This is a genomic window from Dyadobacter sp. CY327, from assembly GCF_021390415.1.
Lineage (GTDB): Bacteria > Bacteroidota > Bacteroidia > Cytophagales > Spirosomataceae > Dyadobacter > Dyadobacter chenhuakuii.
In genome coordinates, this window is record NZ_JAJUXJ010000002.1 from 1 (window position 1) to 13,002 (window position 13,002).

13 protein-coding genes and 1 pseudogene are annotated in these 13,002 nt (G+C 42.8%); 8 read left to right on the forward strand and 6 right to left on the reverse strand.

Features of this window, described 5'->3' with window-relative positions; all coding sequences use genetic code 11:
• From LZG74_RS09580 to LZG74_RS09590, 3 genes and pseudogenes are all read right to left on the reverse strand, one after another.
• Positions 1-514: pseudogene (locus tag LZG74_RS09580) on the reverse strand (fatty acid desaturase); the annotation flags it as partial.
• A 608-nt stretch (positions 515-1,122) separates the two neighbouring features.
• Positions 1,123-1,554: a response regulator gene (locus tag LZG74_RS09585; RefSeq protein ID WP_233796357.1), complete on the reverse strand. Its 432-nt coding sequence runs from the start codon at positions 1,552-1,554 to the stop codon at positions 1,123-1,125.
• Between the two features lie 16 nt (positions 1,555-1,570).
• Positions 1,571-1,750 (reverse strand): hypothetical protein, encoded by a 180-nt coding sequence (locus LZG74_RS09590; protein ID WP_233796358.1) that lies wholly within the window; start codon positions 1,748-1,750, stop codon positions 1,571-1,573.
• Between the two features lie 585 nt (positions 1,751-2,335).
• Between LZG74_RS09590 and LZG74_RS09595 the strand changes: the two genes are divergently transcribed.
• The 3 genes from LZG74_RS09595 to LZG74_RS09605 are packed head-to-tail and all read left to right on the forward strand — an operon-like array spanning position 2,336 to position 3,792.
• On the forward strand, positions 2,336-2,656 hold the full coding sequence (locus tag LZG74_RS09595) for a helix-turn-helix transcriptional regulator (protein ID WP_233796359.1): 321 nt from the start codon (positions 2,336-2,338) through the stop codon (positions 2,654-2,656).
• 2 nt (positions 2,657-2,658) lie between these two features.
• Positions 2,659-3,141, forward strand: a complete 483-nt coding sequence (locus LZG74_RS09600; RefSeq protein WP_233796360.1) for an SRPBCC domain-containing protein — start codon at positions 2,659-2,661, stop codon at positions 3,139-3,141.
• A 12-nt stretch (positions 3,142-3,153) separates the two neighbouring features.
• The gene (locus tag LZG74_RS09605; protein WP_233796361.1) at positions 3,154-3,792 is read left to right on the forward strand and encodes a dihydrofolate reductase family protein; all 639 of its coding nucleotides are present in this window, start codon (positions 3,154-3,156) and stop codon (positions 3,790-3,792) included.
• Positions 3,793-3,915: 123 nt separating this feature from the next.
• On the opposite strand, the gene LZG74_RS09610 is transcribed toward LZG74_RS09605, so the two are convergent.
• The 3 genes from LZG74_RS09610 to LZG74_RS09620 all read right to left on the reverse strand — a co-directional run bounded on the left by LZG74_RS09610 (position 3,916) and on the right by LZG74_RS09620 (position 7,549).
• Positions 3,916-4,827, reverse strand: coding sequence for a hypothetical protein (locus LZG74_RS09610; protein WP_233796362.1), 912 nt, complete (start codon positions 4,825-4,827; stop codon positions 3,916-3,918).
• Positions 4,828-4,891: 64 nt separating this feature from the next.
• Complete coding sequence (locus LZG74_RS09615; protein ID WP_233796363.1) at positions 4,892-5,719, reverse strand: AraC family transcriptional regulator; 828 nt, start codon at positions 5,717-5,719, stop codon at positions 4,892-4,894.
• A 549-nt stretch (positions 5,720-6,268) separates the two neighbouring features.
• Entirely contained in the window at positions 6,269-7,549 is a 1,281-nt protein-coding gene (locus LZG74_RS09620; protein WP_233796364.1) for a sensor histidine kinase, read from the reverse strand.
• A gap of 701 nt (positions 7,550-8,250) precedes the next feature.
• Here LZG74_RS09620 and LZG74_RS09625 point away from each other — a divergent pair.
• From LZG74_RS09625 to LZG74_RS09645, 5 genes are all read left to right on the forward strand, one after another.
• Positions 8,251-9,252 carry a DUF6268 family outer membrane beta-barrel protein gene (locus tag LZG74_RS09625; protein WP_233796365.1) on the forward strand — a complete coding sequence of 334 codons (1,002 nt, stop codon included), beginning with the start codon at positions 8,251-8,253 and terminating at the stop codon, positions 9,250-9,252.
• A gap of 24 nt (positions 9,253-9,276) precedes the next feature.
• On the forward strand, positions 9,277-10,503 hold the full coding sequence (locus LZG74_RS09630; RefSeq protein WP_233796366.1) for a fumarylacetoacetate hydrolase family protein: 1,227 nt from the start codon (positions 9,277-9,279) through the stop codon (positions 10,501-10,503).
• Between the two features lie 114 nt (positions 10,504-10,617).
• Positions 10,618-11,181: a Crp/Fnr family transcriptional regulator gene (locus tag LZG74_RS09635; protein WP_233796367.1), complete on the forward strand. Its 564-nt coding sequence runs from the start codon at positions 10,618-10,620 to the stop codon at positions 11,179-11,181.
• A gap of 119 nt (positions 11,182-11,300) precedes the next feature.
• On the forward strand, positions 11,301-12,116 hold the full coding sequence (locus LZG74_RS09640) for an oxidoreductase (RefSeq protein WP_233796368.1): 816 nt from the start codon (positions 11,301-11,303) through the stop codon (positions 12,114-12,116).
• A 34-nt stretch (positions 12,117-12,150) separates the two neighbouring features.
• Positions 12,151-12,978: an AraC family transcriptional regulator gene (locus LZG74_RS09645; protein ID WP_233796369.1), complete on the forward strand. Its 828-nt coding sequence runs from the start codon at positions 12,151-12,153 to the stop codon at positions 12,976-12,978.
• Positions 12,979-13,002: the final 24 nt, after the last annotated feature.

Here is a 13,002-nt window from a genome sequence, read left to right on the forward strand (position 1 = left end):
CTTCACTCAGCTCTTTTGCAATGGGCTGATGGTTGACATCGGCCAGAAAGCAGTAAAGGAAACCAGCCCGTGCATTATAGGGATCGCCTGGCTGGTCAGATTTGGCATGATGGACATGATGGGAAATTGCATAGATCTCTTCTGGAATCATGCTGACAGTCAGATTTTGCGTGACAATCCGCCAGAATTTGTTGCGGAATTTATATGCGCCATGGGTACAATACCGGTGATGCCAAATCGTGCCGTGCGTGCCCATAATAATCATGCTATATACAAAGGCTGCGGCAAATAAGGGTAAGCTGATAAACTTAAAAAGAAATAGCACTAGTAATGGTATTGTGCACAGCACCTTGACCCAGCTCATTAAGGGAAGCCAGTTCCTGCGGTCTGCAAAGACATTCAACCTGGTAAAAAATTCCGTTAAAATCTGTCCTGCCTTTGGTTTGATCAGCTCACCTGCCTGATCAGACCACCCATATGATGGGGTTTGTAATACTCTATCAATAAATGCCATAAAGTTTTTTGATGTCCAATATTTCTGCGAAGCGGTGCCCTAGCAATTATCGATCCATCCGTGAGCATTTACTTTCTCTGAAAACTACAAAAGCATTGATCGCTTCCCATAAATGACAAGTGTATTAGGCGGTATGGTAAGCCGGACCGATTTTCCATTCCTATTCTCTATATTTAATTCCGCTGGGATTTGTCCAGGTCCTAAAAAGCGGTACAGTTTTTCATCTTGGGCATACATGGCTTGATCTATTGTCACATACAATGCGGCTTGCTTACGCTGTCCAAATTTATCGCACATAAGACTTCGCGATCATCTAATATTTGCGACCAGGCCAGAATGTATGGAAGATTGTCTGTGTGGGGTCTTTGTAAAGTAAATTCCCTTCCGTCCTCAGAGGTGGGCCGCCAGTGATGTGACCCTTCTTTAAGAGCTGGTTGCGATTCAATAAGCGACTGCAGTTTAGCCATTGCCAACGGGTTTTTTTGATAAACTTTCAAAAATTCTCGCATTGTCAACTTGATATCGGCCTGCGGCCATGTTGAATTAGTTGTTTTGTCCATTTGTAAGAGTAAACAGCTGGTGTAAGAATGATCCAACATCAATTGTAATTAGCTCGTTAAGAGCAAATTCTGTATTTGACTGGTAAGCTGTTGTATCGACCCTGTCTTTTCGATAAACTGGTCCACCCCAATTCGGGATAGCTTGCTGCGGTATTCCGTCGGGATAGAAGAAGAATATGCCACAAGCCACGGCCCATCGAACTGTTTTAACTTTTGCAACTCTTCCAAACACTCGTCACCATCTATCCTGGGCAGCCTCAGATCGATGAAGACATATCCGGGAGGTGTTGACGTGTTTATTGAAAAATGTGCTATTGCAGATTCACAGTCTAAAAAAAACAGGCATTGCAATGGTTCATTAAGCTCGTTGATGGCCATTTTAAATATTTCATGATCGTCGGTATCATCGTCGATCATCACTAAAAGTTGCTTATTGCCCATATATTCAGATTGGTAAAAAAACGGCCCTTTTAAATCCATAACTGTTAATGGTCAGCTAATCCATGACTTTGATCTTGTAAAGCCGATACAGCATTTTTGTCAGCTGATCAATTTGAAGCTGCCATTTCAACCTATTTCCATTAAGGATTTGTTCATAGGCTTCTAACTCTTCAATACTTCTAAATTCAAGTTTATCCAAATTAGGTTTATCAAATCCGGGTATGTTTGGTCCCATTCTATTAAGAATAATTCAAAGCCGGAGCCAAGTAAAAAAATTATTCCTGATAGTGGAAACCACTGTAATCAGGGTAACCTGGAAGCTTCCAGGGAACTATCACCAGATCTCAGATGAAACAATCAACCCCTTCAACCAGAATACCATTCTTTCAACAATGAGAGATTATCCTTAGTACAAGACCGAATTTTGGCCCTGCATATTAGGAATAGCGACAATTTCGAACGATTGGTTGTTTTGCAAGAAAAGAATATCCGGATTGTGGAGCGGATTAAGGAAGTTGCACGGATTTTAGATCAATTATCAGTAAAGCTAAATGGGAAAGATTACAGTTAAACGTGTCACATATTTCATTGATTAAACTAATAAGGGCTCTCACAGCTTGCAAATACTATATCAACAGTCAAGGAGAATAGTTCGTTTAAACCACCGATTAAATTTTCTCTTGCTTCTTATAACTATATGTTATCGTTGGCCTATCAGCAGAGAATCCATCGCAGCAAGAACTTGTGCTTTCTCGCGACACTTAGAGAAATTTGCACAACCAAATAGTTGTATATATATTTGCAACCAAATGGTTGTACTATGATAGAGAGACGGGACGTTTTCCAGGCAATTGCTGATCCGACAAGAAGAATGATAATTCAGAGGTTGTCAGGTGGGGCTTTGAACATTGGGCAGATTGTAGATAATTCAGGTATCACCAGACAAGGTATTGCCAAGCATCTGAAGGTATTGAGTGAATGTGGTATGATAACGCTTTCTCAGAAGGGAAGGGAGCAAATGTGTGAAGCCAACTTGGATCAATTGGAGGAAGTGATGACCTGGGTGCAGGAATCACGTAAGCTATGGAGCCAGCGCTTCCATAAGCTTGATAATTTTTTAGCAGAAACTAAAAATCAGTAGAAGTGGAAGCACAAGAAAAAGAACTTACAATATCTCACCTGTTTGACGCAGGTATTGATCGGGTTTTCCAAGCATGGACTGACCCCGAAAAATTAAAACACTGGTATGCTCCGGATCGATGCCTCATTGAATATAAGTCTATCGAGGTCAAAGAGGGTGGCCGGTTTCACTATTGTATCCAGCACCCGTTACATGGTAAAAACTGGGTTATTGGAACGTACATTGAGATAGTTCCACCAAGCAAGATCGTTTTTACGATGCAATTTTCAAATGAGAATGGCGAGGAGATAAACAACATGGCGGACAAACAATTAGCTACTTGGCCCCAGGAAATTATTACAACTGTGACATTTGAATCACTTGGCAATCAAACCAAAGCGCTTATTCATGAAACTGTTTCTGAGGATAAAGCCAAGACAACCGGAGCTTACCGCGGCTGGATCCAAATGTTCGATAAACTAAACCAACAATTAGCCAGACTATAAATTAATCAAATAATGGAAAACGAAATTATAACCAGCAAAATCATTTTTGACAGCGGGATATCCCTTGACGGCTTTTTTGCTGGAGAGAATAGAGGCCCGGAGAATCCCATGGGCGGTGCGTCCGGAAAGTTGCATGGATGGATGTTTAAGCAGAAAGCATTTTGGAAAAATATAAATATGGAAGGTGGTTCTGAATACGGGGCAGACAGTCAATTAATTGATGATGTGTTTACACGGACAGGCGCTTACATCATGGGGAAACGGATGTTTGACGAAGGAGAGGTTGTTTGGAAGGAGGATTTATACAAAGCGGACGTTTATGTGCTTACCACCCAAATACGGCAGCCCTGGGTACAGAAAGGGACAACGACCTTTTATTTTATCAATGATGGTATACAAAGTGCGTTGGAAAAAGCAAAACAGTCAGCAAATGGGAAAGATATCAGGATACAGGGCGGGGCAAATACGATCCAGCAATTTTTAAAAGCAGGACTTATTGATGAGTTCTTTATTCACATTGCCCCTGTTTTTTTAGGAAGCGGCATCAGGCTTTTCGACGGTATTAATACAGATATTTTTGATATTCAAATAATGGAAATGATTCCTTCGGAGCTGACTACCCATATCAGGTACAAGTTGTTAAAAAAATAGGATGTGCGGTGCAGACATTTATGAGTAAGTAGTAGGCCCTGCCCACATACATATCACCGCTTACTTGTATTTCTTCCTCGGTTCATTCGCTTCCTAAGTGCGGCACACTCGTCTTCTTATTATTTATGGCCTGAAATCTGTTTTATCCCAATTCAGCTGGACATCTGCAATGCTTTTATGCGCTTTTTTACCAAGTAATTCAGCCAATTCGAGATCACCCAAAATCTCTCTTTGTGTCTTTAGTGTGTTCCATAAGTTTCTAAGGCCGTCAGTGTTGCTAGCGTCATAGATTTCGCCGGCGGCAATATGCCAACGGCACTGGTACCAACCATAGTTTTGCGGGTAATTCGGCCCTATCTGATTATAATTTTTTTCCAGCTCTTGCAATGTGGTATATTTCAATGTGGACCTGTCAGTGGTTGCAACGGCCATTTTAGGAAATATAGTCAGCGCATTCAAAAGCTCAGGCTCCTTTTCAGCAATGTAAGTATGAAGCAAAATATTTGGAAACAACTCGCCCATCCACCTGCGCTGCATGACCAAACCGCCCTGGTTATGGTAGGCATGACCCAGTTCATGGATTGCCAGTAAGTCAAAGAATGGCTCCATATTCAGTCCGCCATTCTTATCTGTATAGGCTTCTTTTAAGGGCCCGGCGTATGCGGCTGGAATTTTGTCAGTAGCTGGAACCATGCTTTTCCAATGATCATTATTTTCAGCAGCCACTATCAGCGTTTTATTGCTGGTATAATGGGGCATACCGTAAAAAGGGAATTTGGTGAAGTTTTTCCAATCACCTGGAGAGAGTATCAGAAGGGTTACTGTGGGTGTAAATTGTAATAGCCCGGCGTAGAATGCTTGCACGTTGTCGAGTTGTTGCGCCATGCGCCTGGCCTTTGCTTCCGAACCATTGCTGTAATAAGTATCTGTTTTAAATCCCTTCAAATGCGTCAACCCTTCATAAGACTGCGCATTTAGATGATTGGAAATGAGAAGAAAGCACGCGATAAATAATGCCAGACGAGATGTTTTCATGATTTTTTTATCACAAAGCTATCTGGCAAGTTGACCCTGCGCCTAGTACAAAATCGACATTTTCTCAGTAACGCATATCCTTTTGCATACGCAGCGGGGTAGAACGCAGTTCTTGCTCTATCATAGAAGGATTTACCCCGGCAAAGATCTTGAAGTCCCTGATCATGTGCATTTGATCGAAGTATCCTGCCTCGTGCGCTATTTGTAACCAGCTGATTTGTGGGAAATCTTCCCGAAGCCTGTATGCTTTGGAAAACTTTAAAATGCGGGCATAGAATTTCGGGTTCATGCCTATTCTTTCTTTACAGGTCCTCTCAAATTGTTTTAAGCTCAGACAGGAAAGTGATGCCGTCTTCTCAATAGACATTGCACCATTAGTTGCCAGGAGCGTGCGAATGGCAGCATCAAAGGGCAACGCCTTCCTGAGACCGATTACCCTTTTTATAAGGAATTCTTCCACTATATCTTTACCTTCCTCCATGGTGCCTGGATTTTGTAAGCGTTCATTGACGCTTTGCATTTCGGCATCAAAAAAGTCTAGTGCGTCATAGCCGCCATCAGCCAACTCGTGCATTGGAACGTTCAAGATGCGGTACATGGCACCCGGCAGAAAGTCAACGCGTATCGACCTGAGACGTTTGTGCACTTTGACATTTACACGGGAAAGCTGCGGCCCGGTAAGCAGGACAAGTGGCTGCACTTCAAAACTCGCTGACCCGGAACGGCCCATCGACACAGGATCATTGCAATAAAACATCAATGATTGAAAAGGCGAAGGCGGAAAGGGTGTCACCACCTCACTCATTCCATTCATCAGCGTCAAATCTACCGTTAATATGTTAAGTACATATTCATGGAGGGCCGGGTGCAGTAGGTGTGTTTTTACTTCCATTTGGCGTCCAGTGTCTATCAACAATCATCGTTGTATTCCCAAGATACAAAAAACAGGTATAACAAGTTGTCTTAGACCCACTTGCACCATTCATATAAATGGGAGAATAAAGTTATAGACATGAGAGTACACAAATACCACGGTTTAAATTAGCCAGGCTGTGCATAAAGAGATTGGGGTGCTTGAAAATTGTGTAAAGATTTGTTCGTTTCATTACATACTTGAAGTGCCTAGAATCAGATCTCCGATATAAACCGTAGAACTCTTTGCACGAAAATTCAGAATTAAATACATTGATATAAGTATTAATAACCAGATGGGTCAAGGGTCTATGAGTACATAAAAACCACCAAATGATTTTCAAGGGTTCACTTTTCAGGGGTTCACTTTGGATAATATCAATTTATTGTGAAAGTTGGTCAAATAACAGCGGACCTAGCACAGACAGGTTTGATATTATGACGCTGATGTTTGATTAGTCGTAGGCGATTACTCAAAGCTATGGCTAACTACTTATGGATTCTAATAATCAATCAGAACGGCGCATCTTTACTGCTGATGGGAAAGAAACCTGATCCGGACAAGCGTACCTTTACCAGGCTCACTTTCGATGTCCATATTGCCTTTCATGAGCTCACAAAGTTTCTTTACAATGAGTAAACCCAGCCCTTCACTTTCTTTCATCTGCACTGGGTTCTGTTTAATCACTTCGGTTGATGGTGCATGATCAAGCGGGTATTCAGATTTCCCACCAGTTTGGTGACTGCTACCCACCTCGCTTAAAGGCTTCAACTGCTCGGCCAATAGGCCTGCGGGGCTGCTAGCCGAAAAACCAGGTCCCGTATCCTGTACACTCAGTATCCAACGTGTCTCATTTTCCTGTGCCCATGATATATAAACGCCTCCCTTTTTAGTGTATTTAAGCGCATTGAGCAGCAGGTTTTGCACAATCCGCTGAATTTTTACGGGGTCACTTGTCACTTTAAGCTCTTTTGGCCCTTCCCCCCGAAGAACAAGGCTCCGGTTCTCAGCGAGCGGCTGTGCACTTGCAATTACTTTGTTAAGCAAGTCTGCTGCGTCAAACTTTTTGATCTCCAACGTCTCCTGTCCTGCCTCAATGCGGGCAAAGTCACTCAGCTGTAATAGCATATCCCTTACCGAGCCCAGGTTCCTGTTAAGCATTTCAAAGAGTTTAACACGTTCTTCTTCCGTCTCGGGCATCCTGAGCATATGTGAAGCGCTCATCAATACACCAAAGCTCGACCTGAGATCATGCGTGCTTTCACGCAATTGGCTGCTGCGGTTTTTGCCCAATTCTTCAAGCTGGCGCAGTGCCCGCAGGGTCGTGCTGGCCTGCTCGGCGGCATTGGTTTGCCTTAGCTCATCATAGTAAAGCACACTGCCGCGGCTTGCCTCATGTGAAACATTCAAGACGTGCTCGTGTACTTCAAGCAGAACTTCGGCAGAAAGGCTTTTTGTTTCTTGATGATAGTCTCTGATGACCCCTACTACAATACGAAAAAGATGCTCTAATTCTATCAGCAACTCTGGCAGCGAGTAGCCACGTTGCCAGCGATGGAGCCCATGTGCCTGCGCTATCGAGACAACATCGGACTCTTGCGGCACTTTGGCCAGACGTTGATTGAGTATGTTCAAGATGACAGGTGCCTGGTCATTAAATTCCTCCCTTGAAAGGCTTGTCTTACTGGCCATGATCAGGTCCTGGGCACATATAGTCCGCCATTTGTTCAGGATCGTTTCACGTTGTGTGGTCAAATGGTCCAGAAGGCCAGCCATCTGTTTATTAATTTTCGGGGGTGTTTTTGCCATGGTTTAGGATTATGGTAACCTGGATTCGTAAGGTGAGCGGTTATGCGTTCACAAAGTGAATGGTACTTGCAATACACAATACTTTTAAAGAACACAACAAATCCTAAGTTAAGTCCAAGGTGTAAGATTTACAGGATTTCTGGTATTTTTGAATACTTAAACAAATTTCCATAGATGGACTTTATCTTAAACGTTGCGCTATGAACAAGAATGGCGAAATCGTCATCATCAAGGATGACTCTGATGCCCGGCTTTTGCTCTGACAGTACACTTTTTGGCATACCCAAAGTACTAATAAGCAATACATTAGCACTTTTAATGCTTTAATAGCACAATTGCTGCATATCTCATTTTTCAGTTTAACGACCGTTTCCGCGTACACTGATTAACAACAAATGCGAAAAGTAGCCATATATAAAACCATTTAGCATGGATTGCCTTCTAAATCTGTGTTGTCACTTGATTTCGGGAAAAGCCGGGCATCTTTTTGTCGAAATTAATACGCTTTGAGAACCAATTGATTTCTCTGGGGTAATTGCTCAGTATTATCTATAAAAAATTAATATCGACGAAATAAGATTAGTTGATAAAATACGCTGATGCACAGTTTACGATCTTGATAAACATCAATGAGTTGCCAGATCATGGTAGATAGTTTTGTCCTATTCCATAGCAGGACAAGCAAATCAAACCTGAAACAAATGAAATCCAACTATCAATACCTAATCAGTTTCCCGCTCGAAGGTCTGATTCTGCGACTTACCAGAATGTTACCCGCGAGGCCCCGCCTACTGGCTTTCCCGATTGCCGTTATCTATGTGCTGTCGCTGCTATTACCGTCTTCAAGCTTTGGACAAGGATACATTGAAGGTGTAAATGTGAGCTATGAAAATCTTCCAATGAAGATCAAAACCGAGGGAGGGGATCAGAAATTCACAGGGAGCAACCTTAAAATCGGTACCACAATCCCTATTTTTCTTACACCAAACAAATCCAAATACTTGCTGGTGGGTGGCAACCTGGAAGCATTTAACTTTTCCGGCTTACACCCAGCCTTTGAAGTGAAAAGCGTTTACAGTATTTCGCCCACAGTGGGTTACAGTACAACGGTCAATAAAAAATTTAACCTTACAGCATTGTTTATGCCGTTTTTGAACAGCGATTACAAGAACGTTAAGAGTTCTGACATCAAGTTTGGTGCGGTCCTCAGAGGAACCTGGAAGGTTAATGATAAACTAACCTGGAAGGGTATTATTGGTTACCGCAGGCAGTTTTATGGCCCGCAGTATATTGTACTGGTAGGTATGGACTGGAAGGTCAATAATAAGCTATGGATATTTGGTGATTTGCCACACAGTGCCACGGTCAGTTATGCTGTTAACCCGAAGGTAAATACCGGTTTCAACCTGTTTGTACAAAATTCGACTTACCGCTTAAACTTCCAACAACGGTATTTTGAATACAATACAGTTAATCCTGGCCTGTTTGCCGAGAATTACGTTTCGCCCAACTGGGCTATCCGTGCGACTGCTGCGTATACGCTTATCCGTAACATGGAAGTGTATAATAAGAATGATAAAGCAACGGGCTTTATCGATTTCTATGAGATGGGCAGCCGCAAAGACCCGCTCAACCCGGAAGTAGCTGGCGGGCTCAGTTTCAAAGTTGGCCTGAGCTACAGAATCATTCCTGGAAAACACTAATTCTTCTTTCAAAAAATCAATATCATGAACAAAACATTGATCGGCCTGGCTATGGGCGGCCTGCTTGGTATATTTGACACTTTCAGTGCCCATTCTGTATTTCTGTCTGCACTAGATACAAAGGATTACAGGCATTTAGCTGAGATTGCTATTGATACAGCGGCCCAAATAAGCGTATTTGAAAAAGCCGGTAAAATTTTGAAGGCACCAGAAGATGCACTTACGCTCGCCCGGTTTGATAAAGGTGGGCAAGTCCATACCCTTGTAGTTCTGGAAGATGATGGAGAAACAATCAGGGGGATTGATTTAAGTGCTGAGTTAAGCAGATATGATCAAAACTCGTTTGATGTGATAAAAGGCCTGGAATTCGATCATATCGTAGAGCTTACCCACACCAGTACCAAGCAATTATCCTTAAAGTATAAAGATCTGCTTGCCAGTGTGGGTGGCAATACGCATCTAGCTATTGGCATCAATTATGCAGAACACGGCGTGGAAACCGGACAGGTAAGGCCGTTCATGTTTCCAAAATATGTGCGCACTGACCCGGCAGTCCACGAGTTGAAGTATACAAAAGGCTGGCTCTTAGACCATGAAGTTGAACTTGGCATTGTTTTTCCGAAAGCGGTTTGTTCAGCTGCCGAGATGAAAGGCATGATGATCGGGTTTCTGGTTGTCAATGACTTTACCGACAGGGCAACACTGATGCGTAAAATGGATAGCCAGAATGTAGCCAGTGGCAAAGGTTTCCCTGATGGTAAGAGTAAAGAAGGGTTCCTGCCAACAGGTCCTTACATGGTTGTGCCAAGAGACTGGCGTGCATTTGCGAATGAATTAAACCTTTCACTTTCCGTCAACGGGCAGCAGCGCCAACATGGCAGCGCAAAAGATATGGTTTGGGATATTAACAAGATCATTGAAGAGTCACTGTCTGTGAAGGGCAAAAAGAAAAGCTATTATCAGGATAAAATGGTCAACCTGTTCGAAGGGAGCTGCATTCCGGCAAATAGCATTATTATTACCGGAACACCTGCGGGCGTTGTCTTCAATGCACCAAGCAAAGGCTTTATCATGGGCGCAGTCTTCAAATACATTTTTACCGGCGGGTTTTTTGGTTCAAAAATGCACCCCTACATTATGCAGCAATACTTGAAAAAGGAAATGAAAAATACCCGCTATCTTAAACCCGGGGATCAGGTAGAAACCACGATTAGCTATTTGGGAACCATTAAAACCGAGATCAACGAATAAATCGTGATTGCGTATCTTAGCCTGCCTGGAGACTTTTGCAAGAAGCGGTCAAAGGCCCCAAGCAATTAAACTTGTCAAGCTATTACAGAGCGATATATGGTAAGTCCAGAATCCATGATTAAAATAGAATCATTCATCAGAATGATCATTGACCCAAATGCAGAAGAATGGGATGCCTTTGCCCGGATCATTAAAATCAAAACGCTAAAAAAGAAGGACCTTCTTTTGCAGGAAGGGCAGGTTTGCAATTTTATAGCATTCATCAATTCGGGCGTACTACGGGAGTATAGTTTTCAAAATGACAAAGAAACCACCGTGGATTTTGTCGGTGAAAATCAATTTACCAGTGATTACCAAAGCTTTATTATGGGGGCGCCCTCCATGCAATACCTGGAAGCGTTGACAGATGTGGAGCTGCTGATCTTAAAAAAGAGCGATATCAATGCTTTGTATGATCAGTACAAGATTTGGGAACGGTTCGGCAGGTTGATTATTGAGCATGTCTTTTGCAGCGCAGAAGCGAAACGGAAAAAGATCATTTCAACTTCACATGAGGAGCAATACCGAAATTTTGCCGCTACCTACCCGCAAATAGTCCAGCAAGTCCCGCAGTACTACATCGCATCCTACCTGGGCCTGACCCCGGAACATTTGAGCAGGTTAAGAAAGAAAGCCTAGCAAAAGCATCCTACATTTGAACTTGTCAGCACACAAACTTGGACTTTTCAACAAACCCGCACCTACACGCCTAAGTTACCTTTGTCATATCAATTTTAACAAAAGAAAACTTGTACAAAATGAAAAAGACAGTATTGGTAACAGGGGCTTCGGCCGGAATTGGCAAAGCGACTGCCATTTATCTCGCTCAAAATGGATTTCATGTGTATGGTGCTGCGCGCCGGACCGACAAAATGGAAGACTTGAAATCGCATGGCATCAAACCGATCGCACTGGATGTAACAAAAGATGATAGCGTGCGAGCGTGCGTCGATCAGATTTTGCAGGAAGCAGGAAGCATTGACATTGTAGTCAATAATGCGGGCTTTGGTCAAGAAGGGGCAATTGAAGACATTTCGATGGAAGATGCACGTTATCAAATGGAAGTGAACGTATTTGGCGCTATGCGGTTGGCACAACTGGTTTTGCCCAAAATGCGTGAAAACAAGTATGGCAAGATCGTTAATATTTCTTCTGTTGGCGGCAAGATCGCTTTTCCGTTAGGAGGTTGGTACCATGCAAGCAAATTTGCATTGGAAGCATTAAGCGATAGTATGCGCAGTGAAGTCAAGCAGTTTGGCATTGACGTGATCGTCGTTGAACCGGGTGCCACCAGATCTGAATGGGGAAGTGTTGCTACTGACATTCTCATGAAAGTATCCGGCCATACAGCTTACAAAGATCTTGCGGCAAAAACACACAATGTATTTACCCGGTTAAATAAAGACATAGCAGAGCCAGAAGTGATCGCCAAACTGGTCAGAAGCGGAATCGAAGCTAAAAGTCCAAAAACCCGCTACACAACTTCGCAAATGGCTTCCTCTCTTTTGCTATTTTTGAGAAGGATTCTATCCGATAAGCAAATGGATCGGTTGATCATGAGCCAAATTAAATAGCCCGAATAGAATTGTCGCAATGGAAGTAAACAAAATGGAAAACGTCGTTGTTCAACATAATATCCTTTATGCACAAGGTCATCAGAAAACGCAAAGCAGCGAGCATTACTTTCCTGAACATGCTTTGGGCATCATGCTTTCAGGCGAATCCTACTATTATTCCAGCGAAGGGACATTTGTGATGAAGGAAGGTACAATCTGTTTGATGCGCCGGAATGAATTGTTTAAAAAACTAAAAAAGGCGGGTCCAAATGGTGATCCGCCTGCACTGATCAGCATATTCCTGGATCAAAAAACGCTGCATCAATACGCAACTGAAAACGATGTTGCCAAACAAGCTGCATACAAAGGAAAAGCAATGATGGAGCTGACAGGCGATACGCTTTTGAAAGGATTCTTTGATTCATTAGTGCCCTACGCGCAGCGTCCGGAAAAACTGACTGCAAAAATAGCGGAGCTCAAAACCCTTGAAGCCATTGAACTGCTGCTTCAAAGCGGCGAGGTTTACCGACAGCTTCTCTTTGATTTTCAACAGCCGCATAAGATCGATTTGGAAATGTACATGAACCACAATTTCATCTACAACATCCCCCTACCCACATTTGCCAAACTTACGGGTCGCAGTCTCTCGACATTCAAGCGGGATTTTACAAAGATATTTGAAACAACGCCCGAAAAATGGTTACAACAAAAGCGTTTGGAGCAGGCACATTATCTGATTTCAAAAAGAGACATGCGGCCTTCGGAAGTTTATCTTGAAGTCGGTTTTGAAAACCTTTCGCATTTCTCATTCACCTTCAAGAAAACATTTGGCCTAACGCCAAGCGAGTTAATTGAAAAAATTGGAAGCGCTCGGTGCTAACAAATTGGCGGGCCCCAATGACCA